The organism is Methylocystis sp. JR02, assembly GCF_030063565.1.
Taxonomy (GTDB): domain Bacteria; phylum Pseudomonadota; class Alphaproteobacteria; order Rhizobiales; family Beijerinckiaceae; genus Methylocystis; species Methylocystis iwaonis.
In genome coordinates, this window is record NZ_JASIRC010000001.1 from 1,555,227 (window position 1) to 1,580,819 (window position 25,593).

Annotated in this window: 21 protein-coding genes; 5 read left to right on the forward strand and 16 right to left on the reverse strand. The window is 62.3% G+C overall.

The window, feature by feature from the left end:
* Positions 1-33 precede the first annotated feature (33 nt).
* The 7 genes from QNA11_RS07500 to QNA11_RS07530 form a co-directional block, all read right to left on the reverse strand.
* Positions 34-426, reverse strand: a complete 393-nt coding sequence (locus QNA11_RS07500) for a cytochrome C oxidase subunit IV family protein (RefSeq protein WP_283482535.1) — start codon at positions 424-426, stop codon at positions 34-36.
* Positions 427-478: 52 nt separating this feature from the next.
* Positions 479-1,204, reverse strand: a complete 726-nt coding sequence (locus tag QNA11_RS07505; protein ID WP_202073656.1) for a heme-copper oxidase subunit III family protein — start codon at positions 1,202-1,204, stop codon at positions 479-481.
* 15 nt (positions 1,205-1,219) lie between these two features.
* A complete protein-coding gene (locus QNA11_RS07510) occupies positions 1,220-1,924 on the reverse strand; it encodes a cytochrome c oxidase subunit 3 (protein WP_283482537.1) in 705 nt (234 codons plus the stop codon).
* On the reverse strand, positions 1,921-3,684 hold the full coding sequence (locus QNA11_RS07515; protein WP_283482538.1) for a cytochrome c oxidase subunit I: 1,764 nt from the start codon (positions 3,682-3,684) through the stop codon (positions 1,921-1,923). The genes QNA11_RS07510 and QNA11_RS07515 overlap by 4 nt, the downstream gene beginning before the upstream one ends.
* Positions 3,685-3,710: 26 nt before the next feature.
* On the reverse strand, positions 3,711-4,514 hold the full coding sequence (locus QNA11_RS07520; protein ID WP_281928415.1) for a cytochrome c oxidase subunit II: 804 nt from the start codon (positions 4,512-4,514) through the stop codon (positions 3,711-3,713).
* Positions 4,515-4,614: 100 nt separating this feature from the next.
* Positions 4,615-4,857, reverse strand: a complete 243-nt coding sequence (locus QNA11_RS07525; protein ID WP_202073652.1) for a hypothetical protein — start codon at positions 4,855-4,857, stop codon at positions 4,615-4,617.
* 326 nt (positions 4,858-5,183) lie between these two features.
* A complete protein-coding gene (locus QNA11_RS07530; protein WP_349362219.1) occupies positions 5,184-6,806 on the reverse strand; it encodes a sensor domain-containing protein in 1,623 nt (540 codons plus the stop codon).
* Here QNA11_RS07530 and QNA11_RS07535 point away from each other — a divergent pair.
* Together QNA11_RS07535 and QNA11_RS07540 are read left to right on the forward strand one after the other, a co-directional pair.
* Complete coding sequence (locus QNA11_RS07535; RefSeq protein ID WP_283484243.1) at positions 6,715-7,011, forward strand: hypothetical protein; 297 nt, start codon at positions 6,715-6,717, stop codon at positions 7,009-7,011. The two genes, QNA11_RS07530 and QNA11_RS07535, sit on opposite strands and share 92 nt — an antisense overlap.
* 495 nt (positions 7,012-7,506) lie before the next feature.
* Positions 7,507-8,112, forward strand: coding sequence for a hypothetical protein (locus tag QNA11_RS07540; protein ID WP_283482539.1), 606 nt, complete (start codon positions 7,507-7,509; stop codon positions 8,110-8,112).
* A gap of 23 nt (positions 8,113-8,135) precedes the next feature.
* Here QNA11_RS07540 and QNA11_RS07545 read toward each other — a convergent pair whose 3' ends face one another.
* The 8 genes from QNA11_RS07545 to QNA11_RS07580 form a co-directional block, all read right to left on the reverse strand.
* Complete coding sequence (locus QNA11_RS07545; protein WP_283482540.1) at positions 8,136-12,149, reverse strand: Pls/PosA family non-ribosomal peptide synthetase; 4,014 nt, start codon at positions 12,147-12,149, stop codon at positions 8,136-8,138.
* Between the two features lie 740 nt (positions 12,150-12,889).
* Positions 12,890-13,405 (reverse strand): Hsp20/alpha crystallin family protein, encoded by a 516-nt coding sequence (locus tag QNA11_RS07550; RefSeq protein WP_283482541.1) that lies wholly within the window; start codon positions 13,403-13,405, stop codon positions 12,890-12,892.
* Between the two features lie 189 nt (positions 13,406-13,594).
* Positions 13,595-16,657, reverse strand: a complete 3,063-nt coding sequence (gene putA / locus QNA11_RS07555; protein ID WP_283482542.1) for a bifunctional proline dehydrogenase/L-glutamate gamma-semialdehyde dehydrogenase PutA — start codon at positions 16,655-16,657, stop codon at positions 13,595-13,597.
* A gap of 124 nt (positions 16,658-16,781) precedes the next feature.
* Positions 16,782-17,054, reverse strand: a complete 273-nt coding sequence (locus QNA11_RS07560; RefSeq protein WP_283482543.1) for a hypothetical protein — start codon at positions 17,052-17,054, stop codon at positions 16,782-16,784.
* Between the two features lie 12 nt (positions 17,055-17,066).
* A complete protein-coding gene (locus QNA11_RS07565; protein ID WP_283482544.1) occupies positions 17,067-17,876 on the reverse strand; it encodes a formylmethanofuran dehydrogenase subunit C in 810 nt (269 codons plus the stop codon).
* The gene (fhcD, locus tag QNA11_RS07570) at positions 17,873-18,781 is read right to left on the reverse strand and encodes a formylmethanofuran--tetrahydromethanopterin N-formyltransferase (protein WP_283482545.1); all 909 of its coding nucleotides are present in this window, start codon (positions 18,779-18,781) and stop codon (positions 17,873-17,875) included. The genes QNA11_RS07565 and fhcD overlap by 4 nt, the downstream gene beginning before the upstream one ends.
* Positions 18,769-20,403, reverse strand: a complete 1,635-nt coding sequence (locus QNA11_RS07575) for a formylmethanofuran dehydrogenase subunit A (protein WP_283482546.1) — start codon at positions 20,401-20,403, stop codon at positions 18,769-18,771. Before QNA11_RS07575 ends, fhcD begins: the two co-directional genes overlap by 13 nt.
* Entirely contained in the window at positions 20,397-21,509 is a 1,113-nt protein-coding gene (locus tag QNA11_RS07580) for a formylmethanofuran dehydrogenase (RefSeq protein ID WP_283482547.1), read from the reverse strand. The genes QNA11_RS07575 and QNA11_RS07580 overlap by 7 nt, the downstream gene beginning before the upstream one ends.
* A gap of 402 nt (positions 21,510-21,911) precedes the next feature.
* Between QNA11_RS07580 and pqqA the strand changes: the two genes are divergently transcribed.
* Positions 21,912-21,989: a pyrroloquinoline quinone precursor peptide PqqA gene (gene pqqA, locus QNA11_RS20735; RefSeq protein ID WP_165052019.1), complete on the forward strand. Its 78-nt coding sequence runs from the start codon at positions 21,912-21,914 to the stop codon at positions 21,987-21,989.
* A 145-nt stretch (positions 21,990-22,134) separates the two neighbouring features.
* A complete protein-coding gene (locus QNA11_RS07585) occupies positions 22,135-23,163 on the forward strand; it encodes a cytochrome-c peroxidase (RefSeq protein ID WP_283482548.1) in 1,029 nt (342 codons plus the stop codon).
* A 253-nt stretch (positions 23,164-23,416) separates the two neighbouring features.
* Here the strand turns inward: QNA11_RS07585 and QNA11_RS07590 are convergent, their stop codons facing one another.
* Positions 23,417-24,037 (reverse strand): response regulator transcription factor, encoded by a 621-nt coding sequence (locus QNA11_RS07590; protein WP_283482549.1) that lies wholly within the window; start codon positions 24,035-24,037, stop codon positions 23,417-23,419.
* Between the two features lie 109 nt (positions 24,038-24,146).
* On the opposite strand from QNA11_RS07590, the gene QNA11_RS07595 reads away from it, so the two are divergent.
* Positions 24,147-25,475, forward strand: coding sequence for an ATP-binding protein (locus QNA11_RS07595; RefSeq protein WP_283482550.1), 1,329 nt, complete (start codon positions 24,147-24,149; stop codon positions 25,473-25,475).
* The last annotated feature ends 118 nt before the right edge of the window (positions 25,476-25,593 follow it).

The following is a 25,593-nucleotide window of genomic DNA, read 5'->3' on the forward strand; positions in this document are numbered from 1 at the left end:
ACAGACTTTTGCGGAATGCGCTCCAGCTTTTTGCTAATGCTCGACCGCATGTGATTCCGCCGCCGGCGCAAAGAAAGCCTGCCGCGTAATATTCGTGTAACCGCCCTCCAGCGCCATCGCCCCGACAAAAACCAGCACGGCGAGCGGCGGAACAAGAATGGCGGCGACAAGCGCAAGGCGCTCCCACGCCATATGCATGAACACCGCGACGATCAGCCCTGCCTTGAGCAGCATGAACAGAATGATCAAGCCCCAACGAAGCTCGCCGTGGAAATTGAAATAATCGACCAAATAGGAGCAGGCGCTCAAAACGAACAGCAAGACCCAGACCAGTAGATAGAGTGCGATCGGGTGCTGTTGGCCATGAACGGCGGCGCCCGGCGTGCTACGCGATTTGGCGGACGAGGCGTGCGCGAGAGCCGTCATTTTATCACCAGCCGCTTCCATTTCCCTGCTCCTCCCGGAAATTCGTCGCCGCTCACCAGAGATAGAAGAAGGCGAAAATGAACACCCAGACCAGATCCACAAAGTGCCAATAAAGCCCCATGATCTCGACGATCTCGTACCGCCCCCGCCGGCCCGTAAAAAATCCAGGCTTCGCTCGATCATAGTCGCCGCGCCAGACGGATCTCGCAATAATCAGAAGGAAGATCACGCCCATCGAAACATGGAAGCCGTGAAAGCCGGTGATCATGAAAAAGCAGGAGCCGAACTGCGCGGCGCCGAAAGGATTGCCCCAAGGGCGCACCCCTTCCTGGATAAGCTTGGTCCATTCGAACGCCTGCATGCCGACGAAGGTCGCGCCGAAGAAAGCCGTCGCCAGCATCATCAGCGCCGCCTTCCGACGCTCCCGCGCATAGGCGTAATTGACGGCAATCGCCATTGTGCCCGAGCTTGTGATCAGGTCGAAGGTCATGATGGCGATGAGGATGAGCGGGATTTTCTTTCCGCCGATGTCGAGCGCGAAGATTTCGCTGGGATTCGGCCAGGGAACCGTCGTCGACATGCGGACAGTCATGTAGGAAACGAGAAAACAGCTAAAAATAAATGTGTCGCTGACGAGGAAAATCCACATCATCGTCTTTCCCCAGGACGCGCTCTTGAAGGAGCGCTGATCCGAGGACCAATCCGCGACGACGCCGCTCACGCCGCTTGGCCGTTGAGCCTCCACCGCCGTCTTTTGCCCCACAGACTCGACTGACATGCGACGATCCTTCGATCACGAAAGAAGACGGCGGCACACGACGCCGAGCGTGTCCGCCCATCCGACGAGCAGCGCAAAAAGGAGCAACCAGACGGCCAGCAGGAAATGCCAGTAGATGGCGCAGAGTTCGACCGTCCCCGCCAAGGCATTCTCCGCCTCCTTCCGCGACGCTTGCGCGATCGTCCAGAACAGGACGGCGAGCCCTCCCAGCAAATGTAGCGCGTGGGCGCCCGTGAGCAGAAAGAAGAAAGCATTGGCGGGATTCTGCGACGCATAGAAGCCGCCTGCGATCATGTCGCGCCAGGCCCAGAGCTGCCCGAACAGGAAAACCAGACTCGCAACGGCGCCGGCCGATAGCGCATATCTCATTCGCTCCCGAGCCGCTGTCTTTCGCGCGGCGCTCGCGACATGTAGGGCGCCGCTCGCGACGGTGAGAGCGGCTGTGTTGAACCAGAGAATGCCGGGCAAAGGCGGCGAGAGCCAATCATACGAGCCCATCCGCATGAAAAAGGCCGCGCAAAGCAACGAGAACAGGCAGAGAGCCACCGCCAGAAAGACGATGAGGCCGGTCTTCGCCGCATTGGGCGGGCGGCCGCCATTGGCGCGATAGGCTGCTATCTCGCCTTCTTGCAGCCAAGACGCCTCCAATACGCCCTCGCGCCACAGATAGATGAGCGCCACCGAAAAGACGCAGATGAAAAAGAGCCCCATGACGCTCATGTCGCATCTTCTCCTCTCTGCGGCGGCGCATTCTGCGGCACGAAATCTTCCGCAGCGCCGGGGATGCTGTAGCCGTAAGGCCAGCGATAAACGATGGGGAGCTGTTTGCCCCAATTGCCGTGCCCCGGAGGGGTTTCCGGCGTCTGCCATTCCAGCGACGCCGCGCGCCAGGGATTGCCCCCGGCGAGCGCGCCATGCTTGAGGCTGCTGAGAGCGTTGTAGAAGAAGATGGATTGCGCAAAGCCGACGATCAGCGCCATGATTGTCATGAAGATATTCAGCCCGACGATCGAGTGCGGGAGAAAGGCGGCGTCGCCCATCTCGTAAAAACGGCGGGGCACGCCGGCAAGCCCGAGGTAATGCATCGGGAAGAACACGGCATAGGCGCCGAGGAATGTGATCCAGAAGTGGATCTTGCCCAAGCGCTCGTCCATCAATCTGCCGGTGATCTTGGGATACCAGTGGTAGATGGCGCCAAAGATCACCAGGACGGGAGCGATGCCCATCACCATATGAAAATGCGCGACGACGAACAGCGTCGCTGAGAGCGGGACATCGACGATCACATTGCCGAGATAAAGGCCGGTGATGCCGCCATTGACGAATGTGACCAGAAAGCCAAGCGCGAAGAGCATCGGCGTCGTAAAATGGATGTCGGCGCGCCAGAGCGTCACCACCCAATTATAGACCTTCATAGCCGTCGGAACGGCAATGGCGAGCGTGGTGACGGCGAAGAAGAAGCCGAAGATCGGATCCATGCCGCTCACATACATATGGTGGCCCCAGACCACCATGCTCAGAACGCCGATCGCCAGAATCGCCCAGACCATCATGCGATAGCCGAAAATATTCTTGCGCGCATGGACGCTGATAAGATCGGAAACCATGCCGAAAGCCGGCAGCGCGACGATATAGACCTCAGGGTGCCCGAAGAACCAGAACAGATGTTGGAAAAGGATCGGGCTGCCGCCGCTGTAGTCGCGGCGCTCACCCATCTCCACAATCGCGGGAACGAAAAAGCTGGTGCCGAGCGTGCGATCGAGCAGCAGCATGACGCAGGCGACGAACAAGCCCGGGAAGGCGAGAAGCGCCATCACCGCCGCGGTGAAAATCCCCCAAACAGTGAGCGGCATGCGCATGAGCGTCATGCCGCGCGTGCGGCCCTGCAGCACCGTCACGACGTAATTGAGGCCACCCATCGTGAAGCCGACGATGAAGAGAATGAGCGACGAGAGCATCAATATGATGCCCCATTCGTGGCCAGGGGTTCCGGTAAGAATTGCTTGCGGCGGATAGAGCGTCCAGCCCGCGCCAGTCGGACCGCCGGGAACGAAATAGCTCGCGGCGAGAACGAGCGTCGCCAGCAGATACACCCAATAGCTCAGCATATTGACGAAGGGAAACACCATGTCCCGCGCGCCCACCATGAGCGGAATGAGGTAATTGCCGAATCCGCCGAGGAAGATCGCGGTGAGCATATAAACCACCATGATCATGCCATGCATGGTCACGGCCTGGTAATAGACATTGGCGTCGATGAAGGGGATGGCGCCGGGAAAGGCGAGCTGCAATCTGATCAGCCACGACAGCACGAGCGCAACAAGCCCGATCGCGATCGCCGTGCAGGCATATTGAATGGCGATGACCTTGGCGTCTTGTGAAAAGACGTATTTCGTCAGCCAAGACGTCGCGTGGTAGAGTTCGACGTCCTCGACCTCCTGGGTTGGAACGCCGTCGTCCTCTATCGAGACATCGGTCATGGTCGATCCCCCTCCCCCGACGCGCCTCAAAAAGCCTCTGCCTTGCGCAACTGCGCAAAGCTCTTTTGCGCCGCCAGCCAATTGCGATAGTCACTCTCGGAATCGATAAAAAGCGCGCCGCGCATTTGCGCGTGGCCAATGCCGCAATAAGCGACGCAAAGGATTTCGAACTGGCCGGTTTTGGTTGGCGTGAACCAGAAATAGGTTTCCATGCCCGGCACGAGATCCATTTTGGCGCGAAGCTCCGGCACGTAAAAGTCGTGCAAGACGTCGATCGAACGCAGCAGCACCTTGACCGGCTTGCCTTCCGGCAGGTGCAGCTCGCCATTGCTGATAATGAGGTCGTCGCGTCCTTTCGGATCGGCGGGATTGACCCCCAAAGCATTAGCCGCGTCGATAAAGCGGACGTCGGTCGCGCCGAATTGATTATCGGCCCCGGGCAGGCGGAAGCTCCAGCTCCATTGCGCGCCGACCGCCTCTACCTCCATCGCGCCCTCTGGCGGCGTGATAAAACTCCCCCACACGGAAAGCCCTGGCGCAAGCAAGAGGATCACGGCGAGGGTGGTTATTCCGCCAAGCAAAAGCTCGAGCCTTCGGTTTTCGGGCTCGTAAGTGGAGCGCCGCCCGGATTGGTGGCGAAACCTGTACAGGCAGTAGGACATGAACAGGATGACAGCGACAAAACCAATGGTCGTCACGATGAAGGTCAGCGACAGAGTATCGTCGATGAAGCCCCAGTTGGAGGCTATCTGAGTTGGTCGCCAGGGGCTTAGAAAATGAAAGACAAGCGAGCCGACGACAACAAGGGCCATAATCAAAGCGACCAGCATCCGCCGTGACCTTTCACGAGAGCCTACTCGCAACAATTAGGTTCGACAGGCGCTGCGGCAATGAGCTTGCGCGCCGCGCGCCTGCCTTCTAACCCTTCCGTTAAATCTGCGCCGGCCGCGCCAAAGTCGCGCTGTAGACGGAGCGTGCGCCAGCGTGGGGGCTCAAGGCGTAAAGAAAGAACGATCCGACAGACACGATCGCCGCGGTGAGGATCACGCCAGCCAGGAAGTTTTTCGAGCTTGCGGGCCGCGCAATCTCTGGCCCGGCTAAGACAAGGAGCGCAATCAAACCGACGAATGCGCTCAGAAGCGCGAGGAGATAGAGACTTTCCACCGCGACCATGGCTGCAGCTCCCTTTTTTGACGCTTGCCTCCCTGCGTAACGCGGGAGCGCGCATGAAAGGTCCTTGCCGTGGTCGCGCTAAATTCCTTGTTGGCGCCCCGTGGCCAACATGCGGGTGGGTCGGTCCTGCGAGCTGATGCAAAATCCGCTGGATTGGTTCGCTGTCACTGGCGACGCTCGCTCGAGCGAGCGATCGGAATCCAGAGCAAACCAGCGCTTTTGTGGCTTTGGATTCCCGGTCGGACTTTCAGTCCGCCGGGAATGACAAGCGCTACTGTGTTCAACCGGAAATAGTATGATCCGGCCATGAAAAGTCGCTCCCTACTTTACGCGACGGCCTCGCGCTTGCCGTCGCAAGCCAGGATTCTTTCAACCGCCTCTAGCGGCTTGGGACGACCGAGGAGATAGCCCTGCACCGAGTCACACCGCTCGGCGCGGAGCCATTGGAGCTGATCCTCGGTTTCGACGCCCTCGGCGGTCGTGGGTATGTTCAGGCTTTCGCACAAGCCGGTGATGGCGCGTATAATCGCCAAGCAGTCTGGATTTTCAGCAACCCCCTTGACGAAGGCGCGGTCGATCTTCACCTTGTCGAAGGCGAATTTCGTGAGGTAGGCCAAAGACGAATATCCGGTCCCGAAATCATCCATGGCTATCTTCACGCCGATATGTCTCAGCTTTTCGAGAATAGCGATGGTGTCCTCTGTATTATAGAGCATAACGCTCTCGGTGATTTCGAGCTCGAGCCGGCTCGGTCTCAAATTCGAAACGCCCAGCGCCGCCGCGACATCGAGCAGAATAGATTGATCGCGGAATTGGCAGGCTGAAATATTCACGGAAACGCCGACGTCTTCGGGCCAATCGGCCGCATCGAGGCATGCGCGCTTGAGCGCCCATGCGCCGATGCTGCGGATCAAACCTGTCTCTTCCGCCAGCGGGATAAAGTCCGCCGGAGAGACGAGCCCGCGCGTCGGCGAGTCCCAGCGCATCAGCGCTTCGAAACCGTTGACCCGGCCGTCCGAGAGGCCAACGAGCGGCTGATAAAAAAGCTTCAGCTCGTTGTTCTCCAGCGCATGCCGTAGATCGTTCTCGAGGGCGTGGCGGGCATTGAAGTCCTTCAGCATCTGCACATCGAAATAGCGCTGCGTATTGCCCCCTTCCTTTTTTGCGCAATAAAGCGCGATGTCGGCGTTTCTGAGCAATGCGTCGGGATCGCTCGCATCGTCGGGCCCGATCGCGACGCCGATCGACGCCGTCGTGATGACTTGACTGCCGCAAGTCTCGATAGGGGCCGCAATCGCCGAGACAATTCGATCGATTGCCGCATGAAGCGCGTCGACGCTTGGAACGCCATTGAAGATGATCGCAAATTCATCGCCGCCAAGGCGCGCGATGTGGTGCGGCTCGCGAATAATTTTTCGCAGCCGCTCGGCGACAGAAACGAGCACGAGGTCTCCCACCGGATGCCCGAGAGTGTCGTTGATCGATTTGAAGTCGTCGAGATCGAGATACACGAGCGCGAATATGCCGCCATGTTGATAGTAAGAAAATGATTCCTTCAAATTCGCGTAGAACGTCGCGCGATTGCCGATGCCGGTAAGACAGTCATGATGCGCAAGGTATATGATATCATTTTCAGCTTTGCGCTTTTCGGTCACATCCTCATAAATGCTGAGAAGATATTGAGGATTTTGCTTCTCGTCGAACAGCGGAATCAATGTCGCAAACAGGCTCAATTTTGTTTCTGTTTCATACTCACATTCGAAAGTTACAGCTTTTCCAGACTTGATAACGGCCTGGTCCCTTAAGGCAAACTCATCCGCCCTCTCGCGCGGGAGCAAATCATGCAGCGTTTTTCCGATGATGGCGCTCGGCGTTCCAAATACCTTTTCCGTCGCTTTATTCGCCAGCACAAACTTCTGCGTGTTCGCGTCGACCACTGTGACCATCATGGGAAGGTTGTTTATGATGGCGTCGAGAAAAACCTGGGTCTGGGACATCGTCTATAGTTTCCTCAAGTTTTATCGAATATGGCGGCGCCTGGATCGAGAAGCTCGATCGAGCGCGGGTATTGATATGGCGGCTTCATCCTCGACCCTGGCCCAGGTCGACGAAACACGCGCGCATCATTTTCAGAATGACTTAATCGAGGCTTAAAAACGTGCCTTCAACCTAGCGCAGAAGAGAAGAATCCAGCCAGATAGGGTAATAAAGCGTAACATTTACGCCGTCTCCAAATTATATACAGCCACGATGATATAATTAAGCACACGGAACAGGCCAATTTCAACTTGAGCGTGCAACGCATGCGCAGCATCGCCAGACTTTGAACTTTGCAAAACGTCCCAAGCATCTTGTCGTCTTCAAAAAGGTCGCAGCTTCCCAACTGTCATTCTATGATCGTTTCAGGGCCATGGGGCCGTCACTGGAGGCAGGATGGCCAGACGAGCGTCCGGCACAAGGATAATGGCCTCAGGCTTGCTTGAGGCGAAAGCAGGCGTATGTGTAGCGTGCTTTCCGCTCGCATGATGTCATCCGAGCGAAGAGAAAGCGCGCAACTTCAAAAAGCCAGGCGCGTTCTGCGCGAGCCGAACGAGTCCGCGTTGTCTCTGATTGGAGGCGCTCCATAGCGCAGAGCCGAGGAAGCTGCCGATGGCGGAAACCTTGAAGAAGGCGAGCGTTCGAGAGTCAGACAGTGGCAAGCGCTTTTTGAAGGCGCTTCGGCTGATCTCCATCCTGGCGCTTGCGATGAGCGTTTCGAGCGTCGCCTTCGATTGGCTTTCCGCCTCGGGGAAGTATTTCGAGGATGGAGCTTCCTGGATTTACGACTGCGCGATTTACGGCTTGGTCGCGATCTCTTTTGGAAGGAGCGTCTTTTACGAAAGAGCGGCGGCCTTTATGCTCTCGCTGGTCCTTGCGGTCGCCGGCTGTCAGGGCTCCTACGACGTTTGGAGCGAAATTGCCCGCAGAGGCCACGACGTTTCCGTCGATACGCCGTTTTCCGCGCTGGTCTTTGCAACCGGCGCAATCCTGGAAGCGGCTTTGCTGTTTCGATTTCGAAAGTCGAGGGAGTGCTTGATGATGGCGACCTGGCTTTCCGCCCGGAACTCTGCGGCGGTTGCGCTTGCCGGCGCCGCTGTCTCGCTCGTCTTTCACGCGCCGACAGCGAGCGGCCCTCAGATATTCCTCGACTGTCTCGATACGATCCTCGCGTTTCAGGCGGCCTTCCTCGCGGCCAAGGGGATCGTCGAAAATTGAGCGCGGCTTGTGAACGATGACGTTCACGCAGGCTCGGCGGGAGAACCGACCCACTCAGAGGCGCGCGGAATCGTCTCGCCTTTCATAACGACCGTCAGCGGACCGAGGCGCGCATAATCCCCGACATGGGTGTCATAGAGGACAGTCGATCCTGAGCCCAAGGTCACGCCTTTACCCAGCTCGATCGACCCGATCTTCATCAGCCGGTCTTCATACAAATGCGTTTGCAGCGCGCTGCCCATGTTGAGCGCGCAGTAATCGCCGACTTTCACGCAGTCGAATTCGGTGAGGTCGGTCATGTCCATATAGACGCCCTTGCCGAATTTCGCGCCGAACACCCGCAAAACCCAGGGCAGGAACGGCGTTCCCCGCAGGTAGTCGAGCAAAATGCGGCCGGTCATTCCCCAATATAAAACCGTGCTGGTCTCATTGCGGATCGCCCAGAAGGACCACATTGGCCGCACTTGAGGCCTGTAGTGTCCCATGGTGGTCCATTTCACTGCTGCGGCGACGAGCATCACCGCGAAGGGGATTACCATCGAGGCAAGAATGAAGAGCCCGGCGAAGCCGAGGTAGTCCTTGGCGATCAGCTTATCGCCGAAGATTTCGACGGCCCAGGTGCCGAGCGTGATGTAAAGCATCGACGGCAGCGAGATATTCAGCGCTTCGTAAGCTGCCCGACCAATGCGTCTCAGTCGCGTCGGATTGAAGGTGAGCGCCACATCAGCGGAATCCAGTTTCTGGCGTGCCGGCATCAGTATCGGCGGTGAGCCGAACCAAGTGTCGCCGCTTTCGACCTTTTGTCCCGCCGGCGGCTTGGATTTGACGCCGATAAGGACGTCCGACGGCAGTGTGGCGCCGGGCGGCACGACAGCGTCATTGCCGACGAACACGCGATCGCCCGCCGCGACTGGCTCAAGATGCATCCAACCTCTGCGGATGTCTTCGTCCCCGATCGCGACCTCATCGGCGATGAAGCAGTTCTCGCCAAGAGAGACGACATCGTAACGGCCGGCAAGGTTGGTGGCGATTTCGGAACCCTTGCCGATACGGGCGCCCATGAGCCGGTACCAAGCGCGCATGTAAAGCGTCGCGTAAAGCGACGACAGCGTTTCAAGGGCAACCTCCGTCGCCAGGGAAACGGCCCAGCGACGCAGATAGAACGCCGACCAAACCGAATATCTTCCCGCCGCCGCGCGCGGCAGCACCGTCCAGCGGAAAATGGCGACCAGAGCGATCGTCGCCAACACCAGGACGAAGGCGGTCGGCCATGCAAGCAGGGGAATGGCCGCGAGGTAATAGTGGTACTCCGACTCCGAGAACTTCATGGCGGCTTCGATCGTATCGAACGCCCAGAAGGCCGGAAAAATCGGCAGCAGCCCGATGATCGGGAGGAAAAGCGCCAACGCCGCGGAAACCAGATTCACCGCAAGGCGCCGGACGATCGTCGCCTGAGCTGGCGCTTCGAGCGCCTCAGGATCGACGGCTCCGATGCGCCGGCCGGGCGAGCCGTCCCAGATCTCATTCGCCTCGACGCGCGATCCGGCGGGCAAGGACGTCAGATCTTCGAGCGCTGCGCCGTCGCCGATGAAGACGCCCTCCTCGATCACGCAGCCCGTGCCGATATACGCATCCGCGCCAATCTCGACCGGACCGATGACAAGCTCGTTTCCTTCGACCCTTGCGTTGGCGATCTTGAGCTTGGAGCCCAGCGATGCGCCCGAACCGATCGATAGGAGATCGATGGCGCCAGCCTCGATATCGCTGATCTGCGCGTCTCGGCCGATCTTTGCGCCGATCGCGGCGAGGTACAAAGGCATCAGCGGCGAGTTTTGCAGCAGCCTCGCGTTGCTCAACCCCAGCAGCCGCTGGGAGAGCCACCATCGAAAGAAATAGAAGCCCCAGAGGGGATACCGGCCGGGCTTGGTGCGCCCGATGACGAGCCATTTTCCCGCAATTGAGATGACTAAGGTGGATACAGTGATGGAGAGAATGATGCCGAACAGGCTCAGCGCCTCGTCAACGAAGCTTGCATTGACGGGGGTAATCAGCGTGTAAGAAATGAAGATGGCGAGCCACTGGGCCGCCGAGATGGACAAGAGAAACGGCAGGACCGCGAGCTGCGCCAAAGCGCAGAGAACGCGCCGTTTGAGTGGCGGCGGCTCGAAGGCCAACTCCTTAACGGACTCTTTTGCATTCTCCCTCAGATGGACGGCGAGATTGCGCAACGTCCGATGCGCGTACAAGTCGTGCAAAGTGATCGACGCCAGACTCGGCGTTTCTCGAACGATGGAAACAAAGCGCGCGGCAAGGAGCGAATGCCCGCCCAAATCCATGAAAAAATCCGCTTCGAGCGGAACCGTCGGAGTCGATAGCGCCCGTTTTGCCGCGTCCAGGAGACGCGCCTCGATGTCGTTGCGCGGCTCGTCCTGCTCGTCGTCCGGCGCCGACTGCTGCGACAGCGGCATGGCCTGGAGGCTCTTGCGATCGACCTTGCCCGATGTCAGCGTCGGCAAAGACGCGATCGCCTCGAACCGCGACGGGACCATATAGGACGGCAACGCCTTGCGTAGCGCGACGCGCAACTCGCGTTCGCTCGGCAATGGCGCGTCCGTCACAATGAAAGCGACAAGCTCGTCGAGGCCAGTGTCGTTCCGCAGCACGACCGCCGTCTGGCGCGCATCGACGTGCGAGGCGATGACGGCTTCGATTTCCCCGAGCTCGACGCGGAAACCGCGTATCTTGACCTGATCGTCGACACGCCCGCGAAAAACGAGGTCGCCGGACTCATTCAGAATGACGGCGTCGCCGGAGCGATAAAGGATCGGATCGAGGCCGCCATCGTAGTAAGGATTTTCGATGAACTTCTCGGCCGTGAGGCTATCTCGCTTCAGATAGCCCTTCGCGACCCCCGGCCCGCCGATCAGAAGCTCGCCTTCTGCGCCGGGAGGCAGCAGAGCGAGCGTCTCGTCGACCACATAGCAGGAATAGTTCGGGATGGGCTTGCCGATGGTCACGGCTTCGCCACGGCGGACCTCGGCGATCGTCGCCACGACGGTCGCTTCCGTGGGGCCATAGCTGTTGTAGATAACCCGGCCGTCGCGCGACCAGCGCTCCGCGACGCTCGGAGGGCACGCCTCGCCGCCGAGGATGATCGTCCGTAGCGTCGCGACGTCGCGCGGGAGCGCATTCAGCAAAGTCGGAACCGTATCGAGCACGGTGACGCCCGCCTGCTCTAAAACGGCCGGCAAAGTTTCGAGGTCAGCGAGAATCTCGGCGGTCGCGACAAACAACGTCGCCCCCGAAAGATAGCTGACCCAAATTTCCTCCATCGACAGATCGAAGGCGAGCGAGGCGCCTTGAAAGGTCACGTCGGACGAGGAGAATCCATAGATTTCGTTGGCCGAGCGTAGATAATGGCAAATATTCCTACCGGTGATTATTGTGCCTTTCGGCTTTCCGGTGGACCCTGACGTGTAAATAAAATAGGCGGGATGCTCTGGCGTCGCGCCCAATTCTCTTGCTGTTGGAAGCCGATCGTCTCCTTCGACGCTCGCCTCCGAGGCGATGACGAGCTGAGCAGGCAGATGGCCAGAAGCCTTGGCGGAGAATTCCTGGCTGGTGAGCAAGAAGCGCGCTTCGGCGTCTTCCAGGCAGGCGGCGATACGGTCGACCGGCGCTTCCGCGTCAAATGGCAGCCATGCGGCGCCAGTCTTCGCGATGGCGAGCTGCGCGATGAGGGCCTCGGTCCCGCGCGCCATCCAAAGACCGACGACGTCGCCAGGACCGGCGCCAAGGGCGAGCAGCCCTCTGCGGAGGGCGTCCGATCGGGCGTCAAGCTCCCGATAGCTGATGGAATGACGTAAGCTTTTCAGGGCATTGGCGTTTGGGTGGCGCTTCGCCGTTTCCGCGAAAATTTCGCAGAGCAACTCGTCGCGAAGCAGGAATTCGGCTTTTGTCCCCAGGGCGACAGAAAAGCCTGGCGCGGCCGATTGAACAGTCCTGGCAGTCCCCAAGACGAAAGGCCTATCATTCATACTTTGCGGAACCTATCGTGGAGCATTCGCGCGCCCTTGGGGCCCAGACGCGCTATCATCCGTTGCTAAGGCGAGCGGGGACGCTATGCAAGAGCTACCGTTTGAGCATGCAGAAACAGAACAGCGTTTAAGAGCGAATCGGCTGGCGCGAGCTTGTCTTCTGGCGACCTTCATCTTTGCTGTTGGCGCGCCGCAAATGAGCCTGGCGGCGCCTCAGGCCGAGCAGGTTCGAGCGGAACGCCCCGGGGACGTGCAGGCGGACCGCCAGCAGTCTGGGCCTTCCTTGTCCAAATTCGAGGCGCGACGCATTCACCGCCGTTGCCGGGATCAGGTCGCCGACTCGAGTGCGAGCAAAGAGCTACGCCATTGTTTCGAGCTACATATCGCCGCACGACGTCTCTGGGGCGAGTGCAAGCGCGAGCCTAAGATCGGCATTCTTCGAGGGCGCGAGAAGGAGGACGCGATCAGGCGCTGCGTTCTGGAGAAGCGCGGCAGCGGCAAACGCGGCCAACCTTGAACGTCTTTCGGATCGAAAACGAGGCTTGCGGTAGAGCCCAGAGATTATGAGATCGGCGCCCAACAGCCGAACCGTCAGCCCCGATGGTGCGCGAGTTCGCGGGTCGTGACGGCTTGGCATGCGGACGCGCTGCCGCAGAGGCGCAATCGCACCAAGAGCACCGGGGCCTGGCGCAAGAAGCAGACCCGCCCCGTGTCGCGATCGGGTTCGTTGCGCCTGCCGCTTATTTCTGGGCGGCGATGTCGATCTTCTTCTCTTCGGACTTTGGCTGCGCGCTTTTCGGCAGCGTGACCTTCAGCACGCCCTTCTCGAAGTTGGCGGAGATCTTGTCCGGGTCGACGTTGTCGGGCAGGCGGAAGCTGCGCTTGAAGGCGCCGTAGCGGCGTTCCGAGAAGAACCGACCCTCGCCTTTCTCCTCCCGCTCCACCTTCTTTTCGCCGCTCATGACGAGGGCGCCGTTGACGAGCTTCACTTCGACGTCCTTCTCGTCGAGGCCGGGAAGCTCGGCGGTCATTTCATATTCATTGTCATGCTCGACGAAGTCGACGGGGGGCGAGCCCCAGCCCATGAAGCGATCGAAAGGCTCGACCTCGCCTGTCCGCCGCGCCACGGGCGCCTCGTCGAAGAAGCGGTCGAGCTGGCGGCGCAGCGCCTCGAAGGGGCGCCAATCCCAAAGATCGGGCGAAACGAGAGAAGATCCGACGTCTTTTTTCACGGGCGCATTCTGCTCTTGAGCCATCACTGCCTCCGTAAGGTAAATGACCAATTCCAACGCTTTTGAGCGACGTTCGCACGTCTCGACGACAAAAAAATCGTCGGGGCCAGCGTCATCTTCAAGCGAAGCCGTGAGAACAAATTGTCGCGGACGATGCGGGCCCTGAAGGCCCGCGCCCCGGACCGCGAGCCTTCAGGCTCGCATTCCAAAGCATCACTCTTCGAGTGACAGCAGACCCGCATCGCCGCCGAAGGACGCCGTATTGATCGTCACCGTCGCCTCCCGCAGGAAGCGGCGCAGATATTCCGGCCCGCCCGCCTTCGGCCCCGTGCCGGAAAGGCCAAAACCGCCAAAAGGCTGACTACCGACGACGGCGCCGATCATATTGCGGTTCACATAAACGTTTCCCGCCGGCGCCCGCGCGGCCACATCGCGAATGCGCTCCTCGATGCGCGTCTCCAATCCGAAGGTCAGCCCATAGCCGCTCGTCTCGATCTCGTGCAGCAGCGCGTCGAAATCGCGCGCGCGCCAAGTGGCGACATGCAGAACCGGACCGAAGACCTCCTCGCGCAAATCCGCTACTCGATCGAGCCGCACAATATGCGGCGCGACATAGTATCCGGGTGTCGGCGCCTCGCCCGCATAAAGCAGGCGCCCGGCCTCCCTTTGAACAGCGAGATAGCGATCGAGCTTTGCCTTCGCGTCGGCGTCGATCACCGGGCCGACATGCACGCCGAGCCGGCGCGGATCGCCGATGCGCAGTTCCTTTGCCGCGCCAATGAGCGTCTCGATTGCCGTGGGCGCGATCTCTTCCTGAACGCACAGCAATCGAAGCGCCGAGCAGCGCTGCCCTGCCGAGCGAAAGGCGGAAGCGAGAACATCGTCGACCACCTGCTCGATCAGCGCCGTCGAGTCGACGATCATCGCATTGACGCCGCCCGTCTCGGCGATCAGCGGCGCAATGGCGCCCTCGCGGGCGGCGAGCGATTGGTTGATATGGCGGGCGACCTCCACGGAGCCGGTGAAGACGACGCCCGCCGTGAGAGGGTCGGCGACAAGCGCCGCGCCGACGTCTCCGGCGCCCGGCGCCAATTGCAGGGCCGCGCGCGGAACGCCCGCCTCGTAAAGAAGCGAGACGGCCAAAGCCGCGATCAGCGGCGTCTGCTCTGCGGGCTTGGCGACGACGGCATTGCCTGTGACGAGCGCCGCCACGACCTGCCCCAGGAAGATCGCCAAAGGAAAGTTCCACGGCGAAATGCAGACGAAAACGCCGCGTCCGGAATAGCGCAGGCGATTATCTTCCCCGGTCGGCCCCGGAAGCCTGATCTCGCTGCTGATGCGCTGCGCCTCCGAAGCATAGTAGCGGCACATATCCGCCGCTTCGCGGACTTCGGCGAGCGCGTCGTCGAGCGTCTTCCCCGCTTCACTCTGCAAGAGCGCGATGAAGGCGCCGCGCCGAGCCTCGATCAAATCCGCCGCGCGCTCCAGTTTTTGCGCGCGCGTCTCCACGGGCGTCGCATTCCAGTGCGGAAATGCGCTCGCGGCATTGGCCATCATTGCGCGCGCGCCGTCGGGGTCCGTCTCGGTCACTTGCCCGACCACAGCGCCGTCGATGGGAGATAAGACATCCCGAGCCGCATTTTTCCCAACGGCGCTCGGCCGCGCTGGCGCCGGAGGCGGGGCGGCGTCGCGCTCCCCAAGCAAAGCAGCGAGCGCCGCTTTGTCGCCGAATTCAACGCCCTTCGAATTGGCGCGCAACGGTTCATAGATTTGCGCCGGCAGAGGCAAGCGCGGATGGCGCGCCTGCGCGGCGTCGCCAACCCTCTCATGCGGATCCTCGACGAGCGCCGCCTCCGACATCTGCGGATCAGCCGCGCGCGCAACGAATGACGAATTGGCTCCGTTCTCGATCAATCGCCGCACGAGATAGGCAAGCAGATCGCGATGCGGGCCGACGGGCGCGTAAATACGCACCGGGGCGTCATTCATCTGCGCCAGCGCCGCATAGAGCGCTTCGCCCATGCCATGCAGGCGTTGGAATTCATAATCCTTGCGCGTCCCGGCGCGTGCGAGAATCGCTGCGACGCTGCGGGCGTTATGCGTGGCGAATTGCGGATAGAGGCGCGGCCGGGAGAGCAGGCCCGCCGCGAGCGCGTCATAGTTGAGATCGGTCATCGCCTTGCGGGTGAAGACCGGATAATCGGCGAGGCCCCGCTCCTGCGCGCGTTTGATCTCGCTGTCCCAATAGGCGCCCTTCACCAAACGCAGCATGAAGCGGCGATCGTAGCTCTCCGCCAGCGCCGCGATGTAATCGATCACTGCGCCGGCGCGCTTTTGATAGGCCTGCACGGCAAGGCCGAAACCCTCCCAGCCGGCAAGAGAGGGATCGGCGACGACGCGCGCTATTATGTCCAGCGAAAGCTCGAGACGGTCCGCTTCTTCAGCGTCTATGGTAAAAGCAAGGTCGCGCGCTTTGGCGAGGTGGGCGAGCGCAAGCACGCGTTGCGGCAATTCCTTCAGCACGCGCTCGCGCGAGATGGCTTCATAACGCGGATGCAGCGCTGAGAGCTTGACCGATATGCCGGGGCGGTCGGGCAAAACCCGATCGCCCGCGCGCGCGCCGATCGCCTCTATCGCGCTGGCATAAGCGTCGAAATAGCGCTCCGCGTCCTTGGCGCTGCGCGCGCCTTCGCCAAGCATGTCGAAGGAAAATCTCTCCCGCCGGCCCTTCGCGCGCGACAGCGCGTCGTCGATTGTCTCGCCGAAAACGAAATGCGCGCCCATGAGCCGCATCGCCTGCCGCGCGGCGATGCGCAAAGTGGGGAGACCGAGACGCCGCGCGAGATCGGCGACGAGACCGCGCGGCTCGGCGCTCTCGTCTTTTCCGGGCCCCACGAGCCGCGCCGAGAAGCCGAGCGCAAAGGCGCAGGCCTGCACGAGCAGCGTGTCGGAGGCGGATTCGTGATGGGAGAAGTCGCCGGCGGCGAGCTTGTCGGCGAGAAGTTGGTCGGCCGTGGCGTCGTCGGGCACGCGCAAGAGCGACTCGGCAAGGGCCATGACGGCGAGGCCCTCGCGCGATGACAGCGAGAATTCATGGAGGAAATCCTCGACGCCGCCGAGCGCGCTGTGCTCGGCGCGCATGCCGCGAACGAGCGCAAGCGCCTTGGAGTCGATTGCTGCGCGCAAAGACGCGTCCGGACGGTCTGCCAGAAAGGCGGCGGCGAAGGCTTCGTCCGGCGGCGCATAGGGCGCGGCGAAAGGCGGCGGCTCGACCATGGGCGGCTCCCTCATGCCTCTATCAGGGCATATGGGAGTCTCCCGCCGTCATTGCGAGAAGCGTCCCCAGGATAGCGGGAGCGGGCCTGGATTGCTTCGCTTCGCTCGCAATGACGGCTGTCTCCTAAATCTTGTTTCCCTCGGCGCCGGGCGTGACGCAGCGCCAGCGGGTGACCTGCACATTGGGATGATCGCCCGACCACTGGGCGATGTATGGCATCGCCTGCATCATGCAATTGCTCGTCGAGCCAGTGGCGGATTCGAGCATGAGCCGGCGCTCATCGCAGGCGTTCGGCTGCGCGAGCGTGCAGACAGTGAGGATGAGTTCGACGAAATTCATCGGCAACACCCCTTGCGTGAGCGCCGCCGAATTCGGCGGCGCACAAACTCTAAGCAAGGGTAATGCCGGTCAGGCGGGGGTCAAGATTTCGCCCTTGCCATAGACGGCCGTATCGCCGCCGTAGCGCTGCAGCTTGGCCGACAGAACCGCCGCCGCCGCCTCGCTGTCCGCCTTCAGCCCGCGGGCGAAAAGCCGCGCGAAAGTAAGGACATGCGGGCCGCAGTCGATATAGGTCGGGCCGATCTCCGGGCGCTTGGCCAAAACCAGCGAGCCGCGCTTGTTGAGATAGCCGACGCGGCCCGAGGTCTTGCCCAGCGCCACGATGGTGCCGGCGATGAGGCGCGAGCCCAAATCCTCGCCAGCGTCCCCTTCGATAATCAAAATGCCGCGGCGGAGGCGGTCGCCCGCCCGTGCGCCGGCCTTGCCGCGCACCAAGACGCGGCCGCCGGACATGCCGGCAAGCTCACCCGCAAGCGGGGCCGCGAGCATCTCGCCCGCATCGCCCTTGATCTCGATATGGGCGCCCTCATTGCCCGAGGCCGCATAGGCCCCGGCGCTGCCCGAAACCGTAATCCTGCCGCCCTTGGCGAGCCGGCCGAGCTGCAGGCCGACGTCGCCCTCGACGTGAATGGCGAAGTCCGGCAGGAGCTTGGCACCGATCAGATCGAAACGCGCCGAGCCGCCCTCGTAGCGGATGTTCTTGAGATCGCCCTCGGCGAGCTTGAACACGTCGCCGACCTTGGTCGAGGCGCGGGTCGTGCCGATTTCGATCTTCTCGATGTCGGCCAGCGACTTGCCGGCGAGGCGGTCGGGCGTGAGCGCCGAAAGGTCGACGCGCTGCGGCGGCTCCTGGCGGAGCGTGAAGGTGAAGGGCTTCACGGCAGCAAATCCTTCAAATGATAGTGGAACGGGCCGAGCTTACCGCCATAGTTGCCGGCGCCGACGCGCTTGGCGCCCTTCTCCGGGCCCATCTCGATGATCGCTTTCAACCCCGCGCGCATGGCGGCGGAAACCGCCGCGTCGGTCAGGCCGTCGATGACGATCTCGAGCACGCAGCCGACGTCGGGATCGAGCGCGCTCTTGGTCACGCCGCGCAGCGTCGGGCAATAGGCGTCATTGGTGGAGGCGCCCATGCCCTTATATTGCGAGCCGACCTTGGAGCCCGAACGAACGATGCCGCCCGGGAAGGGCTGGATCACGTCCGGCACGGCGTCGATCGCGGCGACGGCGGCTTCCGTCGCCCGCATGGTCGACTCCCAATCCGCGCCCATGACGAGCAGATTGCCGCCGCCGACGGACTTCTTCGTCAGCCCGACCTTCGACTCGCAGAAGAACTCGCCGTCCATGACCGGGATGCGCCAGAAGCGGCGTCCGTCGATGGCCTTGGACATCTGCCATTTGTCGCCGAACTGGCGCACGGCGTCGCCGACCTTGATCTCGAACTCGCCCTTGACGGTCGAATAGACCGCCGAGCCTGGGCAGGTCAGCACGCATTGGCCGAGGCGGTTGACGAGCTGCTTTTCGGCGTCCTTCGAGGACATGGCGAACAGCAGCGCGCGCACGCCGGGGCGCCCATCGGGCGTCTCTTCGGGCGAAACCTCGCAGTCGACGCCGGCCTCGCAGCCGCAGCCGATGACCGAGGTCGCGAAGCCCGTCATGGTCTTGGCGGCGATCATGGCCCATTTGGCGTTGGGGCCGGTGATGAGAATGCCCGTCCCGCTCATCGGGAAGGCTTCGGCGAAACTCTCGTCGATGCGAACGCCGTTGCGAACTATTCCTTGCATGCGACCTCCGCAAAGGCGTCCTTGTGCGGCAGAGCGGCGTCCGGCACGTCGAAAATGCCGCGCGGCAGGCCGTAAAGCTCCTCGTAGTAGCTATCGAGCCGCTTGTTGATATTGTTGTCGAAGCGCGGGCTGATATGCAGCGTCTTGCCGCGTTTGTAATGCGACACCTCGCCGTCCTTCACCACGAGGTCGCCGTCCTTGAAGACGTAAGCGGCGCGGCGGAACATGCCGGCCTTGTCGCGGCTCTCCTTATAGACCGCGACGTCGGCGACGGCGCCGGCGGCGAGCGTGCCGCGGTCCGTGAAGCCGAAGAGCTTGGCGGCGCCCGAGCGGCTCATCTGCGCGAGTTCATAATAAGTGTATTCGCGCTTGAGCGAGGGCAGCGTCGTGAACTGCAGCGCCTCGGCCGGCAGCCGCGACATCACCTGCTCGCGCAGCTCGGCGCTCATCAGCAGCGCGAACAGCTCCGGATAGGCGGTGAAGGGGCCGCCGTTCGGATGGTCAGTGGTGAAGAAGACCTGCTCGGGATTCTTGATGAGCAGGAACAGCTCGAGACCCGCCGCCCATTGGATAGCGTTGTAATAGTTCGAGATCTTGTAGTTGTAAGGCACGATGCCGCCGCCATTGGCGTCGCCGTCGAAGATCGCGCCCTTCTTCGGGATGCCGCCCGGCATGCTGTTGAACTGCTTCAACACGTCGGAGGAGATCGTCACCGTCTGCGAGAACATCACCTGGCCGACGTCGACCGTGACATTCGGATTGGCGTTGATCTTGTCGGCGAAAGTCGCGGCGGCCGAGGAGAAGGCGTTATTGCCCTCCTTGCCATAGGCATAGAACTGAATATGGGCGAGATGCAGCGGCAGGCCCTGCGCCGCGTCGATCGTGTCGAGCGCGGTCTGGATATTGCCGGCGATGCCCAGATTGTTCATGTGCAGATGCAGCGGGTGGTGGATGCCCACCGCCTGCGTCGCCTTCTGCAACGACTGGAAAATCTGGCGCGACGTGAGCCCGTAGAAGGGCACCTCGTCGTCGAGCCCATAGGCCCGCATATTCTCCTTGAAGGCCTCGCAGCCGCCCGGATTGATGCATTTGAGGCCGAGCGACTTCGTGCCGGCGACCGTCGTCGCGACATAGTCGTTGATCGCGCTCTCGGGCTCGCCCGCACGGATCTGGCGCAGCAGGAAGTCGTCGTTGCCGAGAACCGTCAGCGCGCCCTTGTCGAGGATCGGGACGTCATTGAGCTCGAAATGCGTCTGCAGCGAGTGATGCGGCGCCATCGCTGGCTCGACGACCGTCGTGAAGCCCATCTGCGCATAGAGCCGGCCGGTCTCATAGGTCGACCATTTGGCGGTCGAGAGCGGCGTATTGGCGAGACGCGCGCGAATGCCGCGATGCAGCTCGGGCAGCAGCAGGCGCGCGGTGTTCACATTGCCGCCGGCAATGTGTGAGTGAATGTCGATGGCGCCGGCCATGACGATATGGCCCGTGCAATCGATCTCCTGATCGGCCTTGCCGTCGGCCGGGGGCGCGACGATGCGGCCGTCTTCGAACCAGACGTCGCCGACGCCGTCCTTGCCCGTTGCCGGGTCGACGACATGGCCGCCACGCAAAACTGTCAGCAAGGCGCGACCTCCGAAACATTCGCCATGATGGCGTCGATGACGTGAGCAACCGTCGGCGCGTCGGACGGCGCTGTAGCCGTGCGCAGCGTCAGGCCGCCGGTCTCCTGGGCCATGAGCACGGCGTCGTGAGTGACGCCGGGCTGACCGACTTCGATGTAAAGCCCGCGCGCCGGCGCCGAGCCAGCGGGGGCCAGAGTGACGAGCGGAATATCCGGGCGCGACCAGGAGGGCGCCTCGCCGTCGAAAGCGGAAATCCACAGCGCGGCGTCGGCCTCGCCGCTGTCGACGAGGCGCGTCGCCTCGAAGCGCCAGGGATCGTGCTCGGGATAGCCGCGGCCAAAGCCCGTGCGCGGCGGGAAGCCCGTCATCCAGCCCGCCGCTTGCGTCACGCCCGACGCGCCGGCGCGGGCGCCGATATGCACGCCCGTGAAGCGCGTCGTGACATTGAGGTCGGTGACGAGCGCCTGCATCATCTCGATCGTCAGCGCGTCGAGGCCGGCGGAGGCGGCCCAGACGAAGCAGCCGAACTTGGCGTTTTTCAGCGTGTCGGCAAGGGCGTCGATCCGCTCGAGCTTGGCGGCGTCGATCCGATCGGCATTGACCGGGCGGCCGCCGACGCGGGCGCGCCAGACGCCGAGGGCGCCGGGGATTTCCTGCAAATTCGCCGGAATGACCGTTGCGCCGGCGATGGCGTTCGCCTCGCTCGCGTCCGGCCCGAGCCAGATGACCTTACGCGGCGTCCCGGCGTGCGAACCATGGCGCGGGGCCTGATCGAGCGCGAGACGCTCCAGCATGCCGGGCCATTGCTTGGTCAGGCCGGGGCCGACGAGCACGACGACGTCGGCGCGCACGCGCGCCTCATTGGCCGTGGTGGTGAACATGCCGAAAGACCGCTTCACGTCGAGGTCGGCCAGCGACTCGCCCGAGGCCAGATGGTCGAACGCGCCGCGCAGCCGCTCGGCTAAAAGTATCGCCGCGCGTGCGCCGGGAACGTCCGCCCCGAGACCTGCTACGAGGGGAAAATTCGCGCGGCTCAATATCCGCGCAGCCTTTTTATAGGCGTCTTCGAGCGCAATCGCTTTGCCGTCGAGCGTCGCCTTGCTCATCCGATTCCCTGCCCCGTTCCGCTGGTCGCGGTTGTTGTCCTTGTCGCGCGGCCGGCGCCGCGCGGGCCCGAGCGATTCTCTCGCCGCCAGTGGCGTGAGGAAGGCTCTAAGGCTTATGAATGATGGCCTTCGGCCGGATTGCACGCGCCCGTTTCGAAAGCGCGCTGTACCTAGCAGCCGTCACGCGCCATGTCGAGACGCTTGGGCGTCACATCTCTGCAGAACACAAAGAAGCGAGGTCTGCCGCCGCGCCGGCTTCGCCGCAAGCGGGGCCATAAGGTCAATTGCACGGCCCCATCGATCATGATAATGCTCTCGCCGAGCTCGAACCTGCCCCAGCCGATCAAACGGCCAACAAGAGCGGGAAGCAGCCGTCAGAGTTCCAAATCGGAGGATATCGACATGGCCTGGACCACCCCTGTGATCGTCGAAGTTTGCGTCGGCATGGAAGTCACCAGCTACTCTTCGGCTGAAATCTAAGAATTCGCGAGAATCGGCGCTTCGGCGACGATATGCTCGACAAAAAAGCGAGCCGGTAGGATATACGCCGCTGTTGACGGCGTTTCTTACTCGGCTCGATTTTTTTGCCCAATTCGTTGAAACAGCAAAGTCTCTGAGGGCCGTCATGCGCAAATCGGCGCTATTTATCGCTTCAACGGCAGCCATCCTGTCCACGGCGGCGATCGCCGAAACGCTCGACACGAAAAAGCTTCTCAACGACGCGCATGCGTCCTTCCAGCCGCTTCCTTCGGTCCCGGTCGCCAAGGATTCGCTGCAGGCTGTCCGCGCCGAGCTTGGTCGACGGCTGTTCTTCGAGAATCGCGTCTCGATGGACGGCAATGTGAGCTGCTCTCACTGCCATTTGCCGGATAAGCAGGCGACCGATGGCCTTCCCAAGGCCGTCGGCGTGTTCGGCAAGGAAAATCCCCGCAACGCGCCGTCTATCTTCAACGCCGCGATGAATTTCAAGCAGCATTGGCGCGGCGACCGCGAATCGCTCGAAGAGCAGGCGGAAAAATCGCTGCTCGGCCCGGCGAGCTTCGGCAATCCCGACCAAGCGACCGCAATGGGCAAGCTGAAGGCCATCCCCGCCTATCCGGACGCTTTCGCGAAAGCCTTTCCGGACGACAAAGACCCGATCAACTCCCGCAATTGGGGCATCGCCGTCGCCGCCTTCGAATGGACGCTGCTGACGCCATCGAGATTCGACGCCTTCCTGTCAGGCGACGCCAAGGCGCTGTCGCCGCAGGAACAGGCGGGCCTGCGCAAATTCATCGATACCGGCTGCGTCACCTGCCACAATGGCGTCGGTCTCGGCGGCAATTCCTTCCAGAAGTTCGGCGTGACCGAAGACTACTGGAAGGAAACGGGCGCGGCGACGCCCGACAAGGGCCGCGCGGACGTCACCAAAAACGACGACGATCTCTACGTCTTCAAGGTCGCGAGCCTGCGCAATGTCGCGAAGACCGCGCCTTATTTCCACGACGGCTCGGTCGACGATCTGACCAAGGCCGTGAAAATCATGGGCAAGACGCAGCTCGACAAGACGCTCTCCGATAAGGACGCCGCCGACATCGTGGCCTTCCTGGGAAGCCTGACGGGCTCCGTCCCGGCGAATTATTTGGCGCCGGAGCCTTACCCGGACGCGAAGTAAGCCCCTCCCAGAGCGCGAGTCGGCATCAAGGCCGTCATGGCCGGGCTTGTCCCGGCCATCCACGCCAATGGGCAGGGCCTACCCTGGGACGTGACTAGCTCTGAGCCAAAGACCAATCCGGGCGACTTCGCAGGCGTTGCGAGGTGGCGCGCACCCGCCCCACCTGAGCCGCCGTTGCGCGGCGTGGATGGCCGGGACAAGCCCGGCCTTGACGCGGGAGCGAAGCGAGAGTGGGTAATGCGGCAGACGCAACTCACGCCAGCTTCTGCTCCAGCGCGATTCGCATCAGCTCCATCGGCGTGCGGGCGCCGAGCTTGCGCTTCATGATCGAGCAGCTATTGGCGACGGTCTTGTAGGAAACCTGAGTCGCCTCGGCGATTTCGGCCATGCCGAGGCCCGAGCCCAGCATGCGCAATATCTCCAGCTCTCGCGCCGTGAGCGCCGAGAGCGGGCTGACCGCGGCGGAATTTTTCGCGAAGGCGAGCTGATTGGCGATTTTCGGCATCAGAAACACCCCGCCAGCGGCCACCTCGCGCACAGCCTTCAGCAGCAAAAAGGGGTCGTCGTTCTTCGTAACATAGCCCTTGGCGCCGGCCTCGATCGCCCGCGCGGCGAAGATCGGGTCGTCATTCATGCTGAACACGACGATGCGCGCCTGCCCGTCGATCTCCAAAATACGCCGCGTCAATTCGAGCCCCGAAACGCCGGGCATGGCGATGTCGACGACCGTCACATCGGGCTTGTTGGCGATAAAGGCCGCAAGGCCGCTCTCCGCATCACGGGCGTCGACGACCTCTATGTCGCCTTCCCCGGCGAGCATCGCTGAGCAGCCCGCGACAATGATCGGATGGTCGTCGACTATAAGAACGCGCATCTTTCCTCCCTTGAAACTGCGTCAAGATTGACCGTAAGCGGCGCCTTCGTAAAGTCGCCGCTCCCTGCGTTCGTCCCGACGCAGGCGAGAAAGCGGGAGGAAATCGGCCATGTTGCGAAAAATGACGTTGCGCGCGCGGCTCTCGCTTCTGATCGGCGGCGTCATCATCGCGGGTCTTGCCTTTGGCGTGGGCCTGCTGATCCTCCATGCGGGAACGCGCGTCAGCGCGGAAGCCGAGGGCGCGACAAGACTTGCGCGCGAGCTCGTCCAGGCCACCCTGCCCCGGCTGTCGACGACGCAGAATCCGCGCGCCGTCCTTGCGGAGTTGATGGAAGACGCGGGCCGCCTTCGCCACGTGCGCGTGATCGTGGAAGGGGAAGCGCCATCGGTCGGGACAAATGAGAAACGCGCGCCCGACTGGTTCAGCGCGCTGGTGTTTCGGGCGCCCGCGCCGACGCGCCTCGCAACGCCGCTCGGAACAATCGAAATTACGGCAAGCTCGCAAGACGAGATCGCTGAGATCTGGGAGGAAATTGTCTGGCTCGCGATCGGCGCGGCCGGCGTCGCCGCGATCGCCTTCGCGCTCGTCTCCTATGCTGTTTCCCGCGCGCTCGCCCCGATCGGCGCGCTTTCCGAGGCGCTGCAACGGCTCGAACAGGGCGATCATGCGATACGCGTTCCCGCCGACGGCTCCCGCGAATTCGTGATGATCGCCGAGCGCATCGACAGCCTCGCCGCCACTTTGCAGCGACTCGACGCGGAAAATCGGCGGCTTCTGCGCCACATGATCCATGTGCAGGACGAAGAGCGCCGCGCCATTGCGCGCGACCTTCACGACGAGATCGGGCCTTTCCTCTTCACCGTGCGCGCCGGCGTCGGCGCCCTGGCGCGCAAGGCGCAAAGCCCCGGCGCCGACCCGGCGCGGCTGGCTGAAGATTGCGCCAAGATCGACGGACAGATCGCCGCCTTGCAGCAGGTGAACCGACGCATTTTAGGAAGACTGCGGCCGGCGGCGCTGGAGGAGATGGGCCTTGCCGACGCGATCGAGGCGCTGGCGCGCGGCTGGCGTGAGACGCGGGCGGAAATCGCCATCGATCTCTCGCTCGAAGGCGCGCGGGCCAAGCTCGACGAAACGACCGCGATCACAGCCTATCGCGTCGTCCAGGAAGGGCTCACCAACGCCTTCAGACATTCGGGGGCAAGCCGAATCGCCGTCGCGATCGCGCGCGCCGGCCAGCGGCTACGCGTCGAAGTCCGCGACGACGGGACGGGGCTTCCGGCCGCTTTCACGCCTGCCGGACTCGGGCTGCGGGGCATGCGTGAAAGGGTGAGCGCACTTGGCGGAACGCTCAGGCTCGACAATGGTTCGAACGGCGGCGCCCGGCTCGTCGCCGAGTTGCCCCTCGACGCAGCGTCCGCCGACAAGACGCGGAGCTGAGCCGCTCGGCCCGAGAGGCCCGGGATTTTCTCCCGAAAAGAGCAGGACCGCATCCCTGTAAAACCGTTATTTTTCAAACCTGTAGCGAAGGCGCAACAGGTCGGGAATATTGTCGCTA